This window comes from Ensifer sp. PDNC004, assembly GCF_016919405.1.
In the GTDB taxonomy this organism is placed as follows: domain Bacteria; phylum Pseudomonadota; class Alphaproteobacteria; order Rhizobiales; family Rhizobiaceae; genus Ensifer.
Map to the genome: position 1 here is coordinate 1,488,415 of NZ_CP070353.1, position 21,446 is coordinate 1,509,860.

General features: G+C 62.2%; 18 protein-coding genes and 3 tRNA genes. 1 reads left to right on the top strand and 20 read right to left on the bottom strand.

All coding sequences use genetic code 11. From position 1 onward, the window contains the following. The 17 genes from JVX98_RS15505 to JVX98_RS15585 all read right to left on the bottom strand — a co-directional run bounded on the left by JVX98_RS15505 (position 1) and on the right by JVX98_RS15585 (position 15,128). Positions 1 to 1,512, bottom strand: coding sequence for an NADH-quinone oxidoreductase subunit M (locus JVX98_RS15505; protein WP_192447270.1), 1,512 nt, complete (start codon positions 1,510 to 1,512; stop codon positions 1 to 3). Continuing rightward, a complete protein-coding gene (nuoL, locus tag JVX98_RS15510) occupies positions 1,512 to 3,506 on the bottom strand; it encodes an NADH-quinone oxidoreductase subunit L (protein WP_205239120.1) in 1,995 nt (664 codons plus the stop codon). The genes JVX98_RS15505 and nuoL overlap by 1 nt, the downstream gene beginning before the upstream one ends. Positions 3,507 to 3,513: 7 nt before the next feature. Beyond that, a complete protein-coding gene (nuoK, locus tag JVX98_RS15515) occupies positions 3,514 to 3,822 on the bottom strand; it encodes an NADH-quinone oxidoreductase subunit NuoK (RefSeq protein ID WP_034803568.1) in 309 nt (102 codons plus the stop codon). Positions 3,823 to 3,850: 28 nt separating this feature from the next. Further along, complete coding sequence (locus JVX98_RS15520; RefSeq protein ID WP_043626138.1) at positions 3,851 to 4,465, bottom strand: NADH-quinone oxidoreductase subunit J; 615 nt, start codon at positions 4,463 to 4,465, stop codon at positions 3,851 to 3,853. Between the two features lie 138 nt (positions 4,466 to 4,603). Next, positions 4,604 to 5,095, bottom strand: coding sequence for an NADH-quinone oxidoreductase subunit NuoI (gene nuoI, locus JVX98_RS15525; protein WP_025426590.1), 492 nt, complete (start codon positions 5,093 to 5,095; stop codon positions 4,604 to 4,606). Between the two features lie 64 nt (positions 5,096 to 5,159). Continuing rightward, complete coding sequence (gene nuoH / locus JVX98_RS15530) at positions 5,160 to 6,203, bottom strand: NADH-quinone oxidoreductase subunit NuoH (RefSeq protein WP_034803570.1); 1,044 nt, start codon at positions 6,201 to 6,203, stop codon at positions 5,160 to 5,162. A 20-nt stretch (positions 6,204 to 6,223) separates the two neighbouring features. Then, positions 6,224 to 8,305, bottom strand: a complete 2,082-nt coding sequence (gene nuoG, locus JVX98_RS15535; protein WP_205239121.1) for an NADH-quinone oxidoreductase subunit NuoG — start codon at positions 8,303 to 8,305, stop codon at positions 6,224 to 6,226. Positions 8,306 to 8,416: 111 nt separating this feature from the next. Next, positions 8,417 to 9,067, bottom strand: coding sequence for an NADH:ubiquinone oxidoreductase (locus JVX98_RS15540; protein ID WP_205239122.1), 651 nt, complete (start codon positions 9,065 to 9,067; stop codon positions 8,417 to 8,419). Positions 9,068 to 9,073: 6 nt separating this feature from the next. Next, positions 9,074 to 10,378, bottom strand: a complete 1,305-nt coding sequence (gene nuoF, locus JVX98_RS15545; protein ID WP_043626148.1) for an NADH-quinone oxidoreductase subunit NuoF — start codon at positions 10,376 to 10,378, stop codon at positions 9,074 to 9,076. Positions 10,379 to 10,389: 11 nt separating this feature from the next. Beyond that, the gene (locus JVX98_RS15550; RefSeq protein ID WP_192447275.1) at positions 10,390 to 11,520 is read right to left on the bottom strand and encodes an NADH-quinone oxidoreductase subunit E; all 1,131 of its coding nucleotides are present in this window, start codon (positions 11,518 to 11,520) and stop codon (positions 10,390 to 10,392) included. 16 nt (positions 11,521 to 11,536) lie between these two features. Next, complete coding sequence (locus JVX98_RS15555; RefSeq protein WP_043626153.1) at positions 11,537 to 11,794, bottom strand: hypothetical protein; 258 nt, start codon at positions 11,792 to 11,794, stop codon at positions 11,537 to 11,539. Continuing rightward, positions 11,794 to 12,984, bottom strand: coding sequence for an NADH-quinone oxidoreductase subunit D (locus tag JVX98_RS15560; protein ID WP_043626155.1), 1,191 nt, complete (start codon positions 12,982 to 12,984; stop codon positions 11,794 to 11,796). The genes JVX98_RS15555 and JVX98_RS15560 overlap by 1 nt, the downstream gene beginning before the upstream one ends. 57 nt (positions 12,985 to 13,041) lie before the next feature. Continuing rightward, positions 13,042 to 13,647 (bottom strand): NADH-quinone oxidoreductase subunit C, encoded by a 606-nt coding sequence (locus tag JVX98_RS15565; protein WP_043626158.1) that lies wholly within the window; start codon positions 13,645 to 13,647, stop codon positions 13,042 to 13,044. A gap of 18 nt (positions 13,648 to 13,665) precedes the next feature. Then, positions 13,666 to 14,244: an NADH-quinone oxidoreductase subunit B family protein gene (locus JVX98_RS15570; RefSeq protein ID WP_034803591.1), complete on the bottom strand. Its 579-nt coding sequence runs from the start codon at positions 14,242 to 14,244 to the stop codon at positions 13,666 to 13,668. Beyond that, the gene (locus tag JVX98_RS15575) at positions 14,235 to 14,600 is read right to left on the bottom strand and encodes an NADH-quinone oxidoreductase subunit A (RefSeq protein ID WP_034803593.1); all 366 of its coding nucleotides are present in this window, start codon (positions 14,598 to 14,600) and stop codon (positions 14,235 to 14,237) included. The genes JVX98_RS15570 and JVX98_RS15575 overlap by 10 nt, the downstream gene beginning before the upstream one ends. Positions 14,601 to 14,899: 299 nt before the next feature. Further along, positions 14,900 to 14,976 (bottom strand) — tRNA-Asp (locus JVX98_RS15580). 75 nt (positions 14,977 to 15,051) lie between these two features. Beyond that, a tRNA-Asp gene (locus JVX98_RS15585) sits at positions 15,052 to 15,128 on the bottom strand. A 457-nt stretch (positions 15,129 to 15,585) separates the two neighbouring features. Here JVX98_RS15585 and JVX98_RS15590 point away from each other — a divergent pair. Continuing rightward, positions 15,586 to 15,661 (top strand) — tRNA-Val (locus tag JVX98_RS15590). Positions 15,662 to 15,886: 225 nt separating this feature from the next. Here the strand turns inward: JVX98_RS15590 and JVX98_RS15595 are convergent. The 3 genes from JVX98_RS15595 to JVX98_RS15605 all read right to left on the bottom strand — a co-directional run bounded on the left by JVX98_RS15595 (position 15,887) and on the right by JVX98_RS15605 (position 21,107). Next, on the bottom strand, positions 15,887 to 16,285 hold the full coding sequence (locus JVX98_RS15595; RefSeq protein ID WP_192447278.1) for a cupin domain-containing protein: 399 nt from the start codon (positions 16,283 to 16,285) through the stop codon (positions 15,887 to 15,889). 86 nt (positions 16,286 to 16,371) lie between these two features. Beyond that, on the bottom strand, positions 16,372 to 19,827 hold the full coding sequence (locus tag JVX98_RS15600) for an AAA family ATPase (RefSeq protein ID WP_205239123.1): 3,456 nt from the start codon (positions 19,825 to 19,827) through the stop codon (positions 16,372 to 16,374). Further along, a complete protein-coding gene (locus JVX98_RS15605; protein ID WP_205239124.1) occupies positions 19,827 to 21,107 on the bottom strand; it encodes a DNA repair exonuclease in 1,281 nt (426 codons plus the stop codon). The genes JVX98_RS15600 and JVX98_RS15605 overlap by 1 nt, the downstream gene beginning before the upstream one ends. Positions 21,108 to 21,446 lie beyond the last annotated feature (339 nt).

Consider the following 21,446-nt stretch of genomic DNA (forward strand, 5'->3'; position numbering starts at 1 on the left):
TCATTGCACCGAAAGCGCAACGTTTTGCGCTGCCTGCAGGGCTGCGGAGTAGTTGTTGACGAGCAGATCCACGGAGGCCGCAGTCGCATCGAAGATCGGTGCCGGGTAGACGCCGAAGAAGATCGTCAGGATCACCAGCGGATAAAGGATGGCCTTTTCGCGCGGCGACAGGTCGAGCAACGCCTTCAGGCTTTCCTTTTCCAAGGCACCGAACACGACCCGGCGATAGAGCCAGAGCGCGTAAGCCGCCGACAGGATCACGCCGGAGGTGGCAAAGAGCGCAACCCAGGTGTTGGCACGGAAGGCGCCAACCAGGGTCAGCACTTCACCCACGAAGCTGGACGTGCCCGGCAGGCCGACGTTCGCCATGGTGAACACCATGAAGGCGACGGCATATTTCGGCATGTTGTTGACGAGACCGCCATAGGCGGAGATTTCGCGTGTGTGCAGACGATCGTAGACAACGCCGACGCAAAGGAAGAGCGCGCCCGAGACGATGCCGTGCGACAGCATCTGGAAGATCGCACCCTGAACGCCCTGAACGTTGGCAGCAAAGATACCCATTGTCACGTAGCCCATGTGTGCCACCGACGAATAGGCGATCAGCTTCTTGATGTCGGTCTGCATCAGCGCCACCAGCGAGGTGTAGATGATGGCGACGACCGAGAGCGTGAAGACGAACGGCTGGAAGTAGTCGGATGCCAACGGGAACATCGGCAGCGAGAAGCGCAAGAAGCCGTAACCACCGAGCTTAAGGAGCACGCCGGCCAGGATGACCGAGCCTGCGGTCGGCGCCTGAACGTGCGCGTCGGGAAGCCAGGTGTGGACCGGCCACATCGGCATCTTCACCGCAAAGGATGCGAAGAAGGCGAGCCAAAGCCAGGTCTGCATCTGGCGCGGGAAGTTATAGGCGAGCAACTGCGTGATGTCGGTCGTACCGGCCTGCCAGTACATCGCCATGATCGCAAGCAGCATCAGCACCGAGCCGAGCAGCGTATAGAGGAAGAACTTGTAGCTGGCGTAAACGCGGTCCTTGCCGCCCCAGACACCGATGATGAGGAACATCGGAATGAGGCCGGCTTCGAAGAACACGTAGAACAGCACGATATCGAGCGACACGAAGACGCCGATCATGAACGTTTCCAGGACCAGGAACGCGATCATGTATTCCTTGAGCCGTTTCTCGATCGACAGCCAGCTTGCGAGCACGCAGAACGGCATGAGGAACGCCGAGAGCACGACGAACAGCATCGAGATGCCATCTATACCCAGATGGTAGGAAATGCCGGTGCCGAGCCACTCATGCTTTTCGATCATCTGGAAGCCGGGGTTCGAGGCATCGAACTGGTACCAGATATAGACCGACACCGCGAAGGTGAAGATCGTCGTCAGCAGCGATACGTTCAGGATATTCCGGCGGCCGTAGGCGCTGTCTTCCCTGACAAGCAAGAGAAGCAGAACGCCGACGAGCGGCATGAAGGTGACCGCGGAAAGTACGGGCCAATCGGTCATCAGAAGGAACTCCTGAACATCATCCAAGTAACAAGCGCGGCAATGCCGATGAGCATCGCGAACGCGTAGTGATAGAGGTAACCAGTCTGCAGGCGGACAACGCGGTCAGTGACGTTGAGCACGCGAGCGGCAATGCCGTTCGGGCCGTAACCATCGATCACGCGGCCGTCGCCTTCTTTCCACAGGAAGGTGCCGAGCCACTTGGCCGAGCGCACGAACAGGAAGTCGTAGAGCTCGTCGAAGTACCACTTGTTCAAGAGGAACTGGTAGAGACCGCGATGCTGCTCGGCCAGATACTTCGGCAGTTCCGGCCGGCGGATATACATGTACCAGGCGGTGAAGAGGCCGAGCGCCATGGCGCAGAACGGGCTCCACTTAACCCACTTCGGGACATCGTGGTAGGTCTCGAGGATTTCGTTCTCAGCCGATGTGAACAGCGCGCCCTTCCAGAACTCGGCATAGTGATGGCCGAAGAAGTAGTCGTGGAAGAGGAAGCCGGCGACGAGCGCACCAACGCCAAGAATGTAGAGCGGCACCAGCATGACCTGCGGCGATTCGTGGACGTGATGCATGACATCCGAGGAAGCGCGCGGCTTGCCGTGGAACGTCATGAAGGCCAGACGCCAGGAGTAGAAGCTGGTGAAGAGCGCAGCGACGACCAGCAGCGCGAAGGCAAAGCCGGAAACCGAGCTATGCGCGGCATAGGCGGATTCGATGATCGCGTCCTTCGAGAAGAAGCCCGCGGTACCGATGATCGTGCCGGGGATGCCGACGCCGGTCAGTGCGATCGTGCCGATGAACATCATCCAGTAGGTAACTGGAATGTGCTTCCGCAGACCGCCCATGTAACGCATGTCCTGCTCGCCATCGACGGCGTGGATGACCGAACCGGCACCCAAGAACAGGAGAGCCTTGAAGAAGGCGTGCGTGAAGAGGTGGAAGATCGCCGCGCCATAGGCGCCGACGCCGAGCGCCACGAACATATATCCGAGCTGCGAGCAGGTCGAATAGGCGATGACGCGCTTGATGTCGTTCTGGACGAGGCCGACGGTCGCCGCGAAGAAGGCGGTGATCGCACCGATGATGGTGACGACGGTCAGCGCATCCGGCGACAGTTCGAACAGCGGCGACATGCGGGCGACGAGGAACACACCGGCGGTAACCATGGTTGCGGCATGGATAAGAGCCGAAACCGGGGTCGGGCCTTCCATGGCGTCCGGAAGCCAAGTGTGCAGCAGGAACTGCGCCGACTTGCCCATGGCACCCATGAAGAGCAACAGGCACGCGGCAGTAACGGCGTCAGCCTTGTCGAGATGCATGCCGAACAGGGTGACGACCGCCCCCCCTGCTGCTGCACCTTCAGCCGGCAGATAGGTCTTGGCGGCAGCGAAGATCGTCTCGAAGCTGATCGAACCGAACAGCACGAAGACGAGGAAGATGCCGAGCGAGAAGCCGAAGTCGCCGACGCGGTTGACGATGAAGGCCTTCATCGCCGCAGCATTGGCCGACGGCTTCTTGTACCAGAAACCGATGAGCAGGTAGGACGCCAGACCCACGCCTTCCCAGCCGAAGAACATCTGCAGCAGGTTGTCCGACGTGATGAGCATGAGCATCGCGAAGGTGAAGAGCGACAGATAGGCAAAGAAGCGCGGGCGATGCGGATCGTGGTGCATGTAGCCGATCGAATAGACATGCACGAGCGTCGACACCGTGTTGACTACTACGAACATGACGGACGTCAGCGTATCGACGCGGAACGCCCATTCGACATCGAAACTGCCGGACTGGATCCAGCGCAGCACCGAAACCTTGATCATTTCCTGGTGCCCCATGGCCACGTCGAAGAAGACGTACCAGGAGAGCGCAGCAGCGATGATCATCAGACCGCTGGTGACAAACTCCGATGCCTTGGCGCCGATCGAATTACCGAAGAGGCCGGCGATCAGAAAGCCGATCAAAGGCAGGAAGACGATAGCCTTGATGATGGTATCCATAGCCCAATCAGCCCTTCATCATGTTGACGTCTTCAACAGCGATCGAGCCGCGGTTGCGGTAGAAGACGACGAGAATTGCAAGTCCGATGGCCGCTTCCGCAGCCGCGACGGTCAGAATGAACAGGGCAAAGACCTGGCCAGTGATATCGTTCAGGAACGCCGAGAAGGCGACCATGTTGATATTGACCGCGAGAAGAATGAGTTCGACCGACATCAGGATGACGATGACGTTCTTCCGGTTCAGGAAGATGCCGAAGACGCCCAGCGTGAACAGGATGGCGCTGACGGTGAGATAGTGGGAAATTCCGATTTCCATTTTTTTGTTCCTCGATCTCGCGTCCGACTTAGATGCCCTGGCCGGGCTTGACCGAGACCACTTCGACGGCGGTCTCGGGCGTGCGGGCAACCTGCTGCGGGATGTTCTGGCGCTTGACGTTGTCGCGGTGGCGCAGGGTCAGCACGATCGCGCCGATCATGGCGACGAGCAGGACCAGGCCAGCGATCTGGAAGAAGTAGACGTAGTGGGTATAGAGCACGTCGCCGAGCGCTGCCGTGTTCGTGCGGTCGGCGACGGCCGGGATCGGCATCGAAATCGACTTGGCGATCTCCGGCGAGAACGTCGCACCGCCAACCACGATGATGAGCTCGGCTGCAAGGATCAGACCGATCAGAGCGCCGACCGGCGCGTATTCGAGCACACCGGCCCGCAGTTCCGCGAAGTCGATGTCGAGCATCATGACCACGAACAGGAACAGCACCGCGACCGCGCCGACATAAACGACCAGCAGGATCATCGCGAGGAATTCGGCGCCGGTCAACAGGAACAGACCTGCCGAGTTAAAGAAGGTCAGGATCAGGAACAGAACCGAATAAACCGGGTTCCTGGCCGCAATGACCATGAATGCCGACGCCACCGCGATGAAGGCAAAGAGATAGAAAAAAAGAACCTGCAGACCCATGATCGGTGCCTTCTTCGTCTTGCACGGTGTGAGGCGCTTCTGGCCCCACTCCACAGGCAAAGCCGGACACGCGTCCGGCCGTTGCCCAAACCTATGTCACATGCACCGCCCTCCCTGGGGCGGCACTACGCTCTGGCCTCAGCGATAAGGCGAGTCCATTGCGATGTTGCGTGCGATTTCCCGTTCCCAACGGTCGCCGTTGGCGAGGAGCTTGTCCTTGTCGTAGTACAGCTCTTCGCGCGTCTCGGTGGCGAACTCGAAGTTGGGGCCCTCGACGATGGCATCGACCGGACAGGCTTCCTGGCAGAAACCGCAATAGATGCACTTCACCATGTCGATGTCGTAGCGAACCGTACGGCGGGTGCCGTCGTTGCGGCGCGGGCCGGCTTCGATGGTGATGGCCTGTGCAGGACAGATCGCCTCGCACAGCTTGCAGGCGATGCAGCGTTCTTCACCGTTCGGATAACGGCGCAGCGCATGCTCGCCGCGGAAGCGCGGGCTGACCGGCCCCTTTTCGAAGGGGTAGTTCAACGTCGCCTTCGGCTTGAAGAAATAACGCATCGACAGAAAGAACGCGCCGACGAATTCCTTCAGGAACAGCGAGCTGACGGCTTGCGAAAGACCGGCCATCATTTACCTCCAGAGTTGCCGGCCTGGGAGCGGCCGGCGGTATGCTGCCAAACGTGAGCCATCGTCATGCGGCTCCCGTCAGCTTGAGAACGAACGCAGTGATCACGACCATTGCGAGAGAGATCGGCAGGAAGACCTTCCAGCCAAGACGCATCAGCTGGTCGTAGCGGTACCGCGGCACGAAAGCCTTCACCATCGCGAACATGAAGAACACGAAGGATGCCTTCAGCACGAACCAGATGATGCCGGGAACCCAGTTGAGGAACCAGACGTCGACCGGAGGAAGCCAGCCGCCGAGGAACAGGATCGTCGTCAGCGCGCACATCAGGCAGATGGCGGCGTATTCGCCGAGCATGAACATCATGTAAGGCGTGGAGCCGTACTCGACCATGAAGCCGGCGACGAGTTCGGATTCCGCTTCCGGAAGATCGAAGGGCGGGCGGTTCGTTTCGGCCAGCGCCGAAATGAAGAACACGATGAACATCGGGAACAGCGCCAGCCAATGCCAGTCGAGGAACGACGCCGGCAGGCCGAGGTTCGTACCAATTCCGCTCGACTGCGCGTTGACGATGTCCGTCAGGTTCAGCGAGCCGACGCAGAGCAGAACGGTGACGATGACGAAGCCGATCGAGACTTCGTAGGAAACCATCTGTGCCGCGGAGCGAAGCGCGCCGAGGAAGGGATATTTGGAGTTCGACGCCCAACCGCCCATGATGATGCCATAAACTTCAAGCGAAGATATGGCGAACACGAAGAGGATACCGACGTTGATGTTCGCGATCACCCAGCCGGCGTTGAGCGGGATCACCGCCCAGGCGGCAAGCGCCAGCGTCACGGAGACGAGCGGGGCGAGCAGGAAGATCGCCTTGTTGGCGCCGGCGGGAATCACCGGCTCCTTGAAGACGAACTTCAAAAGGTCGGCGAAGGACTGGAAAAGTCCCCACGGGCCTACCACATTCGGACCACGGCGGAGCTGAACTGCAGCCCAGATCTTACGGTCAGCGAGCAGGATGTAGGCGATGAAAAGCAGCAGCGCGACCAGGAGCAGCAGCGACTGGGCGACCATGATGATCGCGGGCCAGACATAGGTCGAAACGAAAGCGTCCATGATACTCTATTCCCTCGCGCTCATTCCGCCGCAGCTTTGAAATTGTTGCGTGCCAAAGCCGAGCATTCGGCCATGACGGCGGATGCGCGCGCTATCGGGTTCGTCAAATAGAAGTCTTTGACCGGAGACGCAAACACGGATTTGCCCATCTCACCGGCTTTTTGACCAAGTGCGGCAATTTCGTCGCCGTTGCCGGTCGCGATCGCGTCGACGTCAGCGAAATGCGGGTGGGCCGCATAGAGCTTCGAGCGCAATTCGCCAAGCGAATCAAAGGGCAGCTTCTTGCCGAGCACGTCGGAAAGCGCGCGGATGATCGCCCAATCCTCGCGGGCATCGCCCGGTGCGAAGCCGGCGCGGTTGCCGACCTGAACGCGGCCTTCGGTGTTGACCCAGGTACCGGACTTTTCGGTGTAGGTCGCGCCCGGCAGGATGACGTCGGCTGCATGTGCGCCGTTGTCGCCGTGCGAGCCGATATAGACCGTGAAGCCGGACTTGCGTTCCGCAAGATCGATCTCGTCGGCGCCGAGCAGGAAGAGAACGTCGGAGGCGGTGACCATCTCGGCCGCCGTCTTGCCGTTCGCGCCCGGAACGAAGCCGAGGTCGAGACCACCGACACGGGAGGCGGCCGTGTGAAGAACGGCAAAGCCGTTCCACTCGGCGGTGACTGCACCGACGGCGCCAGCGAGCTTGGCGGCAGCGGAAAGAACGGCAGCGCCGCCCTCCCCTGCAACAGCACCCTGGCCGATGAGGATCATCGGGCGCTGCGCCTTCTTCAAGGTCGCTGCAAACTTGCCCTTGCCCGAGACGAGCTCGGCCAGCGTTTCGGTGCCGGCGCCGAGATATTCGTATTCATAGCGCAGCTCACCCGGCTCGCCAATTACGGCAATCGGGAAGTTGCCCATGCGGTAGCGCTTGCGGATGCGGGCGTTGAGAACTGACGCCTCGAAGCGAGGATTGGAGCCGATGATCAGCAGCGCGTCAGCGCTTTCGATGCCAGCGATCGTCGGGTTGAAGAGGTAGCTGGCGCGGCCGAGCGACGGGTCGAGTGCGGCACCATCCTGGCGGCAGTCAACGCTCTCGGAGCCGAGCGCTGCAATCAGGCTCTTCAGCGCGTACATTTCTTCGACCGAAGCGAGGTCGCCGGCAATGGCGCCGATCTTGTCGCCGGAGGTCTGGGCAACGGCAGCCTTGACCGCCTGGAAGGCTTCGCCCCAGCTTGCCGGCTGCAGACGGCCGTCCTTCTTGACGTAAGGACGATCGAGACGCTGCGTCTTCAGGCCATCCCAGATGAAGCGGCTCTTGTCGGAGATCCACTCTTCGTTGATGTCCTCGTTGACGCGCGGCATGATGCGCATGACTTCGCGGCCGCGGGTGTCGACGCGGATCGCCGAGCCGAGCGCGTCCATCACGTCGATGGATTCGGTCTTGTTCAGCTCCCACGGACGGGCGGTGAAGGCAAACGGCTTCGAGGTCAGCGCGCCGACCGGGCAGAGGTCAACGACGTTGCCCTGCAGCTCGGAGGTCATCGCCTGCTCGAGATAGGTGGTGATTTCGGCGTCTTCGCCGCGGCCGATCAGGCCAAGCTCGGCAATGCCGGCAACTTCTGTCGTGAAGCGAACGCAGCGCGTGCAGTGAATGCAGCGGTTCATCACAGTCTTGACGAGCGGGCCGATGTACTTGTCTTCGACGGCGCGCTTGTTTTCCTGGTAGCGCGAGCTGTCGATACCAAAGGCCATGGCCTGGTCCTGCAGGTCGCATTCGCCGCCCTGGTCACAGATCGGGCAGTCGAGCGGATGGTTGATCAGCAGGAATTCCATCACGCCTTCGCGCGCCTTCTTGACCATCGGCGTGGTCGTGAAGACTTCCGGCGCTTCGCCGTTCGGGCCCGGACGTAGGTCGCGCACGCCCATGGCGCAGGAGGCGGCGGGCTTGGGCGGCCCTCCCTTCACCTCGATCAGACACATGCGGCAGTTGCCGGCGACCGAAAGCCGCTCGTGGAAACAGAAGCGCGGAACTTCAGCCCCGGCCTCTTCGCACGCCTGAAGCAGCGTGAAATGATCCGGTACCTCGATCTCTTTTCCGTCGACTTTCAGCTTTGCCATCTTCGTACTCAATCCTGTCTTCCGTCCGTCGGCCCATCGGCGACGGACAATTCCAACACAGCCTTGCTGCTTGCGGGCGATGGCCGTCTCCGGTCCCCCGCCCCTATTGTCTCACGCGCCTTTCAGCGCCTTGGCCTGTCCAACCCAATCGTCCCGCTTGATCCGCCCGCCGAAACCGAGTTCGTCGTCGAAGCGGGCGACATCTGCCTCGCTCCAGCGGGCGATGTCGGCAAAGCCGCTGATGCCCTTGGCGTTCAGCACCTGCTCGAGCTTCGGACCGATGCCGGAGATCCGCTTGAGGTCGTCGGCGGCTTTCGCCTTGGCACGCGTCGCGCGCGCCTTGACCACCTTTTCAGCGGCAACCTTCTCGACCGCCGGCTTTGCCGCTGCGCGCCTGGCAGTCGCGGACGGCTTGGCGCCCGGTTCCGGCCTCGCTTCGGCCTGCGTCGTCTTTGCGACGGCGGCAGGCGCCGCGTCAGACGCTGCGGGCTCTGCCCGCTTCTGCGCCGCCTCGACGGCCCCTTGCATCGCGCCGATCATGGCGCCTGCAATCTGGGTCGTGAGACCTAAGCCGATCGCGGTCGCTGCCGCAACTGCGGCTGCCGGATGGACCATCAGCGGATGCAGCGGCACCTTTGAAAGGCCCTTCATCCATTCGCCCATGCCGAACGGATCGGCCGGATCGCCGCCAAGCGGACGCGCGAACGGAATGCCTGCTTCGGCCTGTCCCTTCATCTGTCCCTCCCCGCGTGCGCCGGCCATCGTGCCTTACTCCGCCGCTTCCAGAACCGCGCCGTGCGACGAGGCATTGCGGGTGTATTCGTCGATGCGCGCTTCCATCTCCGGACGGAAATGCTTGATCAGGCCCTGGATCGGCCAGGCGGCTGCGTCGCCGAGCGCGCAGATCGTGTGGCCTTCCACCTGCTTGGTGACGTCGAACAGCATGTCGATCTCGCGCTTCTGGGCGCGGCCCTGGACCATGCGTTCCATCACACGCATCATCCAGCCGGTACCTTCGCGGCACGGCGTGCACTGGCCGCAGCTCTCGTGCTTGTAGAAGGCCGAGAGGCGCCAGATCGCCTTGATGATGTCGGTCGACCGGTCCATCACGATGACGGCGGCGGTTCCGAGGCTGGAACCAACCTCGCGCAGGCCGTCGAAATCCATGATCGCGTCCTTCATCTGCGCGCCAGGCACGCAAGGAACGGACGAACCACCGGGGATGACGGCGAGCAGGTTGTCCCAGCCGCCGCGAATGCCGCCACAGTGCTTTTCAATCAGCTCATGGAACGGGATCGACATCGCGTCTTCGACCGTGCACGGACGGTTGACGTGGCCGGAGACCGAATAGAGCTTGGTGCCGTGGTTGTTCGGACGACCGAAGCTCGTGTACCAGCCGGCCCCGCGACGCAGGATCGTCGGGGTGACCGCGATCGACTCGACGTTGTTGACGGTCGTCGGGCAGCCGTAGAGGCCCATGTTGGCCGGGAATGGTGGCTTCAGGCGCGGCTGGCCCTTCTTGCCTTCGAGGCTTTCGAGCAGCGCGGTTTCTTCGCCACAGATATAGGCGCCGGCACCATGGTGCACGTAGATGTCGATGTCGTAGCCGAGCTTGTTGTTCTTGCCGAGCAGGCCGTAGGCGTAGCACTCGTCGATCGCGGCCTGCAGCGCCTCGCGCTCGCGGACGAACTCGCCGCGCACGTAGATGTAGGCGACATGGGCGCCCATGGCGAAGCTGGCAATGACACAGCCTTCGATCAGCGTATGCGGATCGTGACGCATGATGTCACGGTCCTTGCAGGTGCCGGGCTCGGACTCGTCCGCATTGACGACGAGGTAATGCGGACGGCCGTCGCTTTCCTTCGGCATGAAGGACCACTTGAGGCCCGTCGGGAAGCCGGCGCCGCCACGGCCGCGAAGGCCGGAAGCCTTCACTTCGTTGACGATCCAGTCACGGCCCTTTTCGAGCAGCTGCTTGGTGCCGTCCCAGTGGCCGCGCGCCATGGCGCCCTTCAGGGACTTGTCCTTGAGGCCGTAGATGTTGGTAAAGATGCGGTCTTCATCTCTGAGCATAATTCACCTCTTTACCGCGGCTTCTTGCCGAAGACCTTGATGTATTCGGCTTCGCCGCCCTTGGCGAGCGCCTTGGCCTGCTTGACCCAGTCGTCGCGTTCGATGCGGCCCTTGAAATTCAGGTATCCGTCAACCCACTCGCGCTCCGCCTTCTTCCACGAAGCAACTTGCGCGTAGGTGTAGATGCCCAGTTCGTTGAGCGTACCTTCTATCTTCGGACCGACGCCCGAGATCAGCTTGAGGTCGTCGACAGCTGCCGGCTTATCGATACCGGCCGGACGGTTCTTGTCCTCCAGCGACGGCTTGCCGGAAACGGCGGCGGCCTTCACCGGGGTCGACTTGTCAACGGTGTCGCCTTCAACCTTGGCGTTGGCAGCGGCTTCCGCCTTTGCCGTTGCCGGCGTCTTCAGCGAAGCATTGGTCTCGCTCGCTGCGGTCTTGACACGGCCGGCGTTCGACGGCGGAACCGAGACGGCCGGCGCATCGCTTGCCTTCTTGGCAGCGCCGGGCGCAGCCTTGGCCGAAGCAGAGCCTGCCGCCATCAGCGTGGTCGGGCCACCCTCGGGGGCGGAATAGATGCGATCGATCTGCGGACCGGGGGTAACTTCAGCACCCTTGCCTGCCTCAAACCGGTCGATGATCTGCTCGAGTTGCTCGGGCGTCAGGTCTTCGAAGGTGTCCTTGAAGATCATGACCATCGGTGCGTTGACGCAGGCGCCCTGACATTCGACTTCTTCCCAGGAGAGCGTGCCGCTCTCGTTCAGGGTGAAGGGATCATGGGCAATCTTGCTCTTGCAGACCTTGATCAGGTCTTCGGCGCCACGCAGCATGCAGGGCGTCGTGCCGCAAACCTGAACGTGGGCGCGCGTGCCGACCGGCTTCAACTGGAACTGGGTGTAGAAGGTCGCAACTTCGAGCGCGCGGATATACGGCATGCCGAGCATGTCCGCGATCGACTCGATGGCGGCCTTCGTGACCCAACCGTCCTGGTCCTGGGCGCGCATCAACAACGGGATGACGGCAGACTGCTCACGACCCTTGGGGTATTTGTTGATCGTTTCCTTCGCCCAGGCGGCGTTCTCCTTGCTGAAGGCAAAGCTCGCTGGCTGGACGGTGTCTTCGGCTAGTCGACGAACGGACATTCTAGTGGACACCTTATCAGTTAATCGAACCGCACCGCGATTTCGTCACCGAGACGAATTCGCAGGCATAGGCTGACTGGTCTTTCTGCAAAAATACGATGTAGCGCGTGCCATTGGCGACCGCGGCCTTGATCTCGTAGCCCTTGGCAACGAGATCGGCCATCGAGCCCCCGCGCATGCCGCCCGACGTCGCGCCGCTATCGACCTGCTCCTGTGCGGAAGCGGTCGATGCGAGTGCGAGAAGAGCGAGCGTGGCCAGGGGCGCGAGACGCATCAGCGGTCCACCTCACCGAACACGATATCGAGGGAGCCCAGCACGGCCGAAACGTCGGCAAGCTGGTGTCCCCGACAGAGGAAATCCATCGCCTGGAGATGCGCATAACCCGGAGCGCGGATCTTGCAGCGATAGGGCTTGTTGGTGCCGTCGGAGACGAGATAGACGCCGAATTCGCCCTTCGGCGCTTCGACGGCGGCGTAAACGTCGCCGGCCGGCACGTGGTAGCCTTCGGTGTAGAGCTTGAAGTGGTGGATGAGCGCTTCCATCGAACGCTTCATTTCGCCGCGCTTCGGCGGAACGATCTTGCCGTCGAGCGACGAAACCGGGCCGACCTTGGCGTCGCCGAGCAGACGATCGACACACTGGCGCATGATGCGCGCCGACTGGCGCATTTCGATCATGCGGATCAGGTAGCGGTCGAAGCAGTCGCCGTTCTTGCCGATCGGGATATCGAACTCCATGTCCGAATAGCATTCGTAGGGCTGCGAACGGCGCAGGTCCCAGGCAGCGCCCGAGCCACGCACCATCACACCCGAGAAGCCCCAGGCCCAGGCATCGTCGAGCTTGACGACGCCGATGTCGACATTGCGCTGCTTGAAGATGCGGTTTCCGGTCAAGAGTTCGTCGATATCGTCGACGGTCTTCAGGAACGGATCGATCCACTTGCCGATGTCTTCGACGAGTTCGTGCGGCAGGTCCTGGTGGACGCCGCCCGGACGGAAATAGGCCGAGTGCATGCGCGCGCCGCACGCACGCTCATAAAACACCATCAGCTTTTCGCGCTCTTCGAAGCCCCAGAGCGGCGGCGTCAGCGCACCGACGTCCATGGCCTGCGTGGTGACGTTCAGAAGATGCGACAGGATACGGCCGATTTCCGAATAGAGAACGCGGATGAGCTGGCCGCGGATCGGAACTTCCGTGCCCGTCAGCTTCTCAACAGCCAGAGCGAAAGCGTGCTCCTGGTTCATCGGCGCCACGTAATCGAGGCGGTCGAAATAGGGCACGGCCTGCAGATAGGTTTTGGTCTCGATCAGCTTCTCGGTGCCGCGATGCAGCAGGCCGATATGCGGATCGACGCGCTCGACGATTTCGCCATCAAGCTCGAGCACCAGACGAAGAACGCCGTGGGCCGCCGGATGCTGCGGGCCAAAGTTGATGTTGAAATTGCGGACGTTATGTTCGGTCATACCGATTGCTCCAGGCCGGACGGCAGCCGTTCACCGGCTACCGCGGACCATTTAGTCTCACCGTGCTTTCGCCTTCTCGTCGCCGGGCAGCACGTAGTCCGTGCCTTCCCAGGGAGAGAGGAAGTCGAAGTTGCGGAATTCCTGCTTCAGTTCGACGGGTTCGTAGACGACGCGCTTTGCTTCGTCGTCGTAACGCACTTCGACAAAACCGGTGACCGGGAAGTCCTTGCGCAGCGGATGTCCTTCGAAACCGTAGTCCGTCAGGATGCGACGCAGGTCAGGGTGGCCGGTAAACAGGATGCCGTACATGTCGTAGGCTTCGCGCTCGAACCAGTCGGCACCGGGATAGACCGGCGTGGCCGACGGAACCGGCTCGTTTTCGCCGGTTGCGACCTTGATGCGCACGCGCAGGTTCTGGCGCGGCGACAAGAGATGATAGACAACGTCGAAACGGTCCGGCCGCTGCGGCCAGTCGACGCCGCAGACATCGACGAAATTGACGAAGGCGCACTGCACATCGTCACGAAGAAACGTCAGCAGCGCGATCAGGTTCGCCGAGGTCGTCGTCAGCGTCAGCTCGCCATAGGCCAGCGATGCGTCGGAGATCAGCGCGCCGCGCGTTTCACGCAGGTAGGACGCAAGCTCATTCAGGGCTTCACTCATATCAAAGACCCCCTGCCCTTAGCGCTCGATCGTGCCGGTCCGGCGGATCTTCTTCTGCAGCAGGAGCACGCCGTAAAGCAGCGCTTCTGCCGTGGGAGGACAGCCTGGCACATAGATGTCGACGGGAACGACGCGGTCGCAGCCGCGAACAACGGAATAGGAATAGTGGTAGTAGCCGCCGCCATTGGCGCACGAGCCCATCGAGATGACGTAACGCGGCTCCGGCATCTGGTCATAGACCTTGCGGAGCGCAGGCGCCATCTTGTTGGTCAGCGTGCCGGCGACGATCATGACGTCGGACTGGCGCGGCGAGGCGCGCGGCGCAAAGCCGAAACGCTCTGCGTCGTAACGCGGCATCGACATCTGCATCATCTCGACCGCGCAGCAGGCGAGACCGAAGGTCATCCACATCAGCGAACCGGTACGGGCCCAGTTGATGAGCTCGTCGGTCGAGGTGACCAGAAAACCCTTGTCGGCGAGCTCATTGTTGATCTCGCCGAAGAATGCGTCATTGCTGCCAATCGGCTTGCCGGTGGAGGGATCGATGATCCCTTTCGGCTTGGGCGCAACGAGCGTGGTGCCGGAGGTCAGTTCCATTCCAGCGCTCCCTTCTTCCATTCATAGATAAAGCCGATCGTCAGCACACCGAGGAAGACCATCATCGACCAGAACCCGAACCAGCCGAGCTCATGGAACGATACCGCCCAGGGGAAGAGGAAGGCGACTTCAAGATCGAAGATGATGAAGAGGATCGACACGAGGTAGAAGCGGATGTCGAACTTCATGCGGGCGTCGTCGAACGCATTGAAGCCGCACTCGTAGGCCGACAGCTTTTCCGAATCAGGAGCCTTGAAGGCGACGGCGAAAGGAGCAATCAGAAGCGCCACACCGATCACCAATGCGATTCCAATGAAAATCGCGATCGGAACGTAGGAACCGAGAAGTTCAGTCATTGTTATCCGTCCCTGCCTGCGGGAGGGCGCATGGGAGAGCGCCAGAACAACAAATCTCGCAGGCCGAAAAATATGTTGCAACGCCGGAGTGGTTAGCGCAGCCCGCGTCGTCGCGCAAGCCTTGAGGGGCCATTTAAACCGCTTCGCACCACAGGATCAGACGGGTGATACCGACAAAGCGCCGATTTGCGGGCCGACGCGAACTTTACGGTAAAACAAAGCGAGACGAGACAGATTGCCGCAGCGCACAATCCGGCCCTAAGGCCGACGCGATTTGCAAGAAAGGAGGAGAGAAGAAATGGCGCGAGTGACGGGGCTCGAACCCGCGACCTCCGGCGTGACAGGCCGGCACTCTAACCGACTGAGCTACACCCGCGCATGATGACCGCGAACGATCATTAGTATCACCATCAGCCCTCGATGAGAACCTAAGGCAATTCCAGTTCAAGAGTGGCGCGAGTGACGGGGCTCGAACCCGCGACCTCCGGCGTGACAGGCCGGCACTCTAACCGACTGAGCTACACCCGCATCATCTTGACTTGGTTGAGGCGTTTCCGCCCCGCATCGAGCAGCAGCGCCGTTCGATGAGCGGCTAACTAAGCGGTTCGGATTGGGGTGTCAAGCGTGTTTGAAGACAAATCCGTGACGGAATGAAAATTGATCCACAGGGCAATAAAACGATCGAAATCAGAATGGACCAATGGCGCCTGCCGCCACCGGCCCATCGCCCCTCCCCGATCATGCTCTGGTCCATGCGCATACAGGGAGGTTGATTCCGGATCTTCTTCCCTCCCTCCCCCGCGCATCGTTGCCGGGGCGCCATACGCGTATTTTGTCCACAAGCACGAAGCCCGCAGTTTCAGGGGATCGCGCAATCGCCAACAAAAAAAATCAAAAAAACGATACAAATGCTCTTGCGGTTTTTTTCGGTTACGCCTAGATCACGGCCACCGACGCGGCGGACTGATCCGGTCCAAACGCGGAAGGGCGATTAGCTCAGTTGGTAGAGCGCCTCGTTTACACCGAGGATGTCGGGAGTTCGAGTCTCTCATCGCCCACCATTTTCTCCCGAAGAAAAATATCATCGAACCCGCCGCATTTGTCGCGCACGTTATAGCGCGCCGTTTGCGATCTGCCTTTCGTTCTGAGTTGCCTTCGCTTTAGAGCTCGGCCGTCAGCGGCCGGGAATCAGGGATTCGACGGCCCCGATCGCGATACCCGCCACCGTCACCCTCGCCTGAAGCAGCAAGACCGCCAAATCGCAATGTGTCGGTGGCGCAGCGGCGCTAGCCGCCGCGATACTGCTCGTCGCTGACATGCTCCAGCCAATCCACAGCCTTGCCGTCGAGCGCTTCCTGAATCGCAAGGTGGACCATGGCCGTATCGGGTGCTGCACCGTGCCAGTGCTTTTCACCCGGCGGGAACCAGACGACATCGCCCATGCGAATCTCCTGCACCGGGCCACCCCAGCTTTGCACGAGGCCACGGCCGGCGGTGACAACCAGGGTCTGGCCGAGCGGATGCGTATGCCAGGCCGTGCGCGCGCCGGGCTCGAAGGTGACGCTGACGGCGCGGACGCGCGCCGGTGCAGCGGCCTCGATTACCGGGTCCTGGCGCACCGTGCCGGTGAAGTATTCCGCCGGAGCGCGCATCGAAGGTCTCGATCCACCGGGTATGATGTCCATCTCTCGTTCCTCCGATTTTCGTATGCGCGCTCGTCGTCAGCAGAAATGCGCTACGGCCAACAGGCCCGACCTCATCCGCGAGCCTATCATAACCTGTGAATTGTCACAGTCGGACAGGCCTCACGGGCGATCTCGCAAAGATGTTCGTGGTGCGTCAGATAGATCACCTGGCCGACACGCGCCATTTCGGCCATTTGCTCGAAGGCGCGGCCTGCGCGCCCGTCGTCAAAGGTCTCCATGATGTCGTCGGCGATGAAGGGCAGCGATTCGCGGGCGGCGGCGATTTCGTGATAGCCGGCGATCCTGAGTGCCAGATAGAGCTGAAAGCGCGTGCCCTTGGAAAGGTCCCTTGCAAGTTTCGATCCGCCGGCCGCAGCATTGGCGATCAGGAACTCCTGGCCCCGGTCGGACTGCGCCGACAGGCCTGAATATTCTCCGCCGCTGATCCGGCTGAAAGTCTCCGACGCGCGCCGCATCATGGCGCTGCGGTGCCGCTCGCGGAAAAGACGAAGCGCGGTCTCGGCGGCAATGACGCCGGCGCGAAGCCGCAGATAGGCAAGCGCCTTGTTTTCGATGTCGAGCAGCAGCGTCCGCCGCTTTTGCTCGAGTTCTGCGACCGTGTCGCCGCCTTCGACAGCTGCGAGCGCCTTTTCCCTTTCCCGCATTTGCGTATGCAGTTCACTGACGTCGCGGTCGCATTCTTCGAGTGCCGCATCCAGCCGCGCCAGTTCCAGCCGAACCGCCGTATCGTCAAGTTCCGCGAGCAAAGCTTCCGCCTGCCCGCTCTCGGCGACCTCAAGGCGAGAGGCAAGTTCTGCTTCCGATTCGGCAATGCGTTCACGCAGGCGCTGCTGTTCCCGGCCAGCCTCGAATAGCTGCGCGGCCTCGTCGAGCGTTTCGCAATCGAAGAATTCAAGCACCTGCCGCCTACGCGCCAGATGGAGTTCCCGCTCCGCACCCGCGACACGCCGCTCTTCCTCCAGACGGGCGAGTTCGGCGAGGAAGGTTGCGCGGCGATCCGAAAGCCGCTGCGCCTCGGCGGCGCGCGTCTTCAACGTCATGTAGGTCGTCAGCGTGTCGTCAGCGACCGCCCCGCCGGCAAGCTCGGCAATGACACGGTCGAACTCAAACTGGTCCTTGCGCATGCCGGCGATGCGATACTCGAGATCGACCTTGCGCTGCGTCAGCTTGTCTAGCTCCTGCAGGATCGCCAGCATCGGGCCGGTCTGCTCCGGCGTCAGCGGTTCGCTTCGCGCGGCCAGCCAGCTTTTGGCAAGAACCTCCGTCCATTGCTCGTGCCAGGCGGCGATCGCGTCTTCGGCCATATCCAGCGCCGACTGCCGGCTTTCCAGAAGCGTTCGCGCCCGCTTTGCCGCCTCACGGGCCGCACTGCGGGCGCCATCCAGCGCGCGCGCCTGCGACACCGCTTGCTCGGCGGCAAGGAGAAGCTTGTCGAGCCGCTCCGGCAGGCGTCCACCTAAGTCTATGGCCGCAAGCTCCTCGCGCAGGCCGGCAATAGCTTCGGCCTCCTCCGCATGGGCGCGATCGAAATCTTGGCGCGCGGTGCGCAAGTGCACACGCAGCTCCAGCGCCGCAAGCCGTGTGATCAGCCAGGCCTCCAGCTGCGTCAGGCTCACCGCGCCAGGTAAGCCGCAGGCCAACACACCTTTTGCCAACACCTGTGCCTGCGCCGCCGCGTCGGCCAGAGATTGCTTCTCCTGGTGACGCAGCGCCTCGATGCGGGCGCGCCGCTCGGCGATCGACAGCGACAGGCCGCGCATGTCGGCAAGCCGCGCGGTGTCCGCAAGGCGTCGCGCGGAAACCTCGTCGTCTTCGCTCATCACCTGCTCGAAGGCAGCGGCCGTTTCCAGAGCAAGCTCAACCTTGTGCTGGCGCCACGCTTCATCGCGGCGCTGGCGCAGCGCTACGGCCGAGAGATCGTCCATCGTACCGCCGACGGCGGAAAGTCCGGCCAGTCGCGCCTCATCCCCCGCCAGCAGCTCCTCATCGGCGGCGATGCGGTCGACAACACGCAGATGCCGTTCCTCCTGGCTGGTAGCCGCCTTGCGCCAGGTCTCCAGCGTTGCCGGCGACGGAACGTCGAGCGCGAGCAGGTCATCGGCCGTTCCGGCAAAGGGCCTCAGTTGTACGAGCCTATCGGCGAGTTCAGCATCCAGCCGGTCGATCGCCTGTTGGGCCGCCTGCTTGCGCAGGACGCAATCACTGCGCCGCAACAGCGACAGCTTTTCGGCAAGCCCGGAGATATCAGCCGCCCCCTGCTCTTCGAGCTTTAGCAGGCCGCCTTCAGCATCCCGATCCGATTCGACCGCGCTCTGCAGCTCCAGACGAGCCGAGGCAACACGCTCCACAAGCGCCGAGTGCCGGCGCGCCAGATCCTGAAGCTGTGCGCCGGTCCCGGCCGCCAACAAAAGCGACGCGGGATCGCGGTCGGCCGGTTCGCCGAGCCGCAGCAGGCAACCAAGAATTTCTGCCCCGGTCCGCGCCAGATCCTCCAGTCGAGACGGCATGTCGCGCGCGGCGGTGACATAGCGCGCATCAAGCGCGGTTTCCTGAAGTGCGGTCAGGCGCTCGATCAGGCAGAGGCCTTCCTTGTCGAGCGGCATTTCCTCGAGCGCATCGCTGCGATGCTGCATCTCGCTGTCGCTCTGCCGCAGCCTGATCTCGATCTCCGCTTCCTGGCGCCGAAGCGCAGGCAGCTCGCTCGCCCACTCCGCCGGCGGGACCGGCAGCGGCGGAGCGCTCGCCAGCTCCGCACGGAGGGCACGCAACCGCCCGAAATGGGGCAGCGCTTCAATCTCGGCTTTCAGACGGGTCCGCGCCAGCCGCAGTTCGGCACGGCGCGTGATCCCTTCGTCGTGGCGTTCTCGCGCCTGCGTCAACGTCTTGCGCAGCGCCGCATATTCGCGCGCATTGATATCGAGCGCATTGCGTTCGACCCTCAGGGCTTCAAGCTCGCCTTTCAGTTCCGCCAATTGGTGCTTGCGCGCCTGTGGCCGATAGAAGCCGTCGGCCTGCCCGCGCAGAGCTGCAAGGATCGCCGTGCTGTCCGGCAATCCCGAGCTTGCCGAAAACAGCAGCGACCCGAGTTCGCCCTCGCTTTTCAGGATCGCTTCGCCGCCCTTCTCGATGCTCTCGTCGTCCAGCGAGAACATCATCTGGTAGGTGTCGCGATCGATCGCGCCGAGCGCTCCGGAAAACAGGTTGTCGGGCAAGGGCTGCTCGTCGAGGCCGACCAGCGAGTTCGTCTTTCGCTTGATCCGGAAGACGCGATCGCTGCGGCCAGCCGCTTCGATCGTGCCGCCCACGCGCATCGTCTGGTATGGGTGCAGGAAGCCATAGGGGCTCGAATGCTCGATGCCGAAGAGCAGGTCGAGGAAGCCGGAGAACAGGGTCGACTTTCCAGCCTCGTTCGGGCCGTAGACGATGTGGAGATCGGGCGTACCGAGCACGCTGTCGCCGAAGTCGAGGCGGCGATCGGTGAACTTGCCGTAGCGGACGAGATCGAGCGCGCTGAGCCGCATTAGTGGCCACCCTCGCCGGCACCGCCGCCGTGCAGATGGGCGAGCACCTCGGCGGTTCCCGACACGCCGGCTTCAAACGCCAGCCGCGCGACCGCCTCTTCGTCCGGCGCCAGCGATTGGCGAAGCTCGGGCGGAAGCTGTTGCAAAACATCTTCCACGGCTGCCAGCACGTCCTGGCGGAACCCGTGCGCCGGCAGGACGTCCGTTTCGACGAGTGCGGCCAACTCTTCGACGGGATCGAGCATGGTGCCCGGTTTTTCGATCCGGGCGTTGCCGCAGGTGAGTTCGACCTTCTCGATCCAGCATCCGGCGATCCCGGCGGCGATGTTATCGATTTCCGCCCGTAGCAGGTCGGCGTCGCGGCGAAGGCGCCAGGCCAAGGGCGTCGCGCCGGCGAGTGCCAGGCGCAGGATGACGTTCTCTGCCGCTGATTCACTACAGATTCGCGACAGCGCCTGCCTGACGGCATCGAGCATATCGCGCCATTCCGTGATGCCCGTCAGATCGGCACGAAGGCGTTCGAAGCTGGCAATGCCAATCGCCCGCTCGGCAACACTGAGGCGGCCCTCGTCGTCGACCGTGACGAGCGACACGCTCTTCACGCCGACCTCGTTGATGTCGCGGCCCTGCGGCATGCCCGGCATGACGATGAAGGGCTCTACCGCATGGACCTGCCGCTGGTGAATGTGGCCGAGCGCCCAGTAATCGAAACCATGGGCAACGAGATCGGCGACGCTGCAGGGAGCATAGAGATCATGACCGGCGGCGCCTGCGAGGCTCGTGTGCAGCATGCCGATGTTCACCGCGCCGGGCACCGGCGGCTGGAAGGCCGGAAGCAGGCTTTCGGGCGCATGCGGGCTGGCGAAGCTTACCCCGTGCACATAGACGTCACGACCGCTTGCCAGCGTCTTGGCGACCACCGCCTTCGGCCTGCCCTTGAAGACGTGGGCCGATGGCGGCAGCGTCAGCTCATTGGTGACCTGTGACTGGGCGTCGTGATTGCCGCGGATGATGAAGACGCGGATGCCATGTTCGTCGAGCCTGCGCAGTTCCCGTCCGAGAAAAAGAGCCGTGTTCATCGACGTCTGGCTGCCGTCATAGAGGTCGCCGGCAATCAGCAAGGCATCGGCCTCTTCGGCGATGCAAAGATCGACGATCTTGACCAGGGCCTGCCGTGACGCCCCGCGCACGATCTCTGCGAGATCGGCGTTTCTAAGGGCGAGGCTGCGGAGGGGCGAATCGAGATGCAGGTCTGCGGTATGGACGAAACGGAAGGGCATGGCCGACCATGGCCGCCCCGCCACCGCCCGTCAATCAGCCGTCATGCGTCATCCACTTGCGAGATGCGCAACCTGCCGGAAAGCATATTCCGGAGCTCTGAAGTAAAGGCAACGCTAATACAGACGCGACCGGCGGCAATAGTTAACATCGTCCGTTTCAGATATCGCGGCGCTACCTGCAAATATCAGATTATACTCACTTTAATCGATTAGGGCTTTTGTAACATCTTGTTCGATAGGTTTGCCCCGGCTGCGTTTCACGCGCGGCCAGGCACCGGAATGATTCCTGCTTCGGCTATCCGCTCCGTCATGACGATAAAGAGCCGGAATGACTTAATT

Coding starts and splice junctions, on each gene's coding strand:
- JVX98_RS15555 (WP_043626153.1), bottom strand. CDS start 11,794: ATGCGTCTCGCGCCCCTGGCCACGCTCGCTCTTCTCGCACTCGCATCG.
- JVX98_RS15600 (WP_205239123.1), bottom strand. CDS start 19,827: ATGCGGCTCAGCGCGCTCGATCTCGTCCGCTACGGCAAGTTCACCGAT.
- JVX98_RS15605 (WP_205239124.1), bottom strand. CDS start 21,107: ATGCCCTTCCGTTTCGTCCATACCGCAGACCTGCATCTCGATTCGCCC.
- JVX98_RS15595 (WP_192447278.1), bottom strand. CDS start 16,285: ATGGACATCATACCCGGTGGATCGAGACCTTCGATGCGCGCTCCGGCG.
- nuoF (WP_043626148.1), bottom strand. CDS start 10,378: ATGCTCAGAGATGAAGACCGCATCTTTACCAACATCTACGGCCTCAAG.
- JVX98_RS15520 (WP_043626138.1), bottom strand. CDS start 4,465: ATGGGTCTGCAGGTTCTTTTTTTCTATCTCTTTGCCTTCATCGCGGTG.
- JVX98_RS15575 (WP_034803593.1), bottom strand. CDS start 14,600: ATGACTGAACTTCTCGGTTCCTACGTTCCGATCGCGATTTTCATTGGA.
- JVX98_RS15550 (WP_192447275.1), bottom strand. CDS start 11,520: ATGTCCGTTCGTCGACTAGCCGAAGACACCGTCCAGCCAGCGAGCTTT.
- JVX98_RS15565 (WP_043626158.1), bottom strand. CDS start 13,647: ATGAGTGAAGCCCTGAATGAGCTTGCGTCCTACCTGCGTGAAACGCGC.
- JVX98_RS15560 (WP_043626155.1), bottom strand. CDS start 12,984: ATGACCGAACATAACGTCCGCAATTTCAACATCAACTTTGGCCCGCAG.
- JVX98_RS15505 (WP_192447270.1), bottom strand. CDS start 1,512: ATGACCGATTGGCCCGTACTTTCCGCGGTCACCTTCATGCCGCTCGTC.
- JVX98_RS15570 (WP_034803591.1), bottom strand. CDS start 14,244: ATGGAACTGACCTCCGGCACCACGCTCGTTGCGCCCAAGCCGAAAGGG.
- nuoG (WP_205239121.1), bottom strand. CDS start 8,305: ATGGCAAAGCTGAAAGTCGACGGAAAAGAGATCGAGGTACCGGATCAT.
- nuoI (WP_025426590.1), bottom strand. CDS start 5,095: ATGGCCGGTCTTTCGCAAGCCGTCAGCTCGCTGTTCCTGAAGGAATTC.
- JVX98_RS15540 (WP_205239122.1), bottom strand. CDS start 9,067: ATGGCCGGCGCACGCGGGGAGGGACAGATGAAGGGACAGGCCGAAGCA.
- nuoL (WP_205239120.1), bottom strand. CDS start 3,506: ATGGATACCATCATCAAGGCTATCGTCTTCCTGCCTTTGATCGGCTTT.
- nuoH (WP_034803570.1), bottom strand. CDS start 6,203: ATGGACGCTTTCGTTTCGACCTATGTCTGGCCCGCGATCATCATGGTC.
- nuoK (WP_034803568.1), bottom strand. CDS start 3,822: ATGGAAATCGGAATTTCCCACTATCTCACCGTCAGCGCCATCCTGTTC.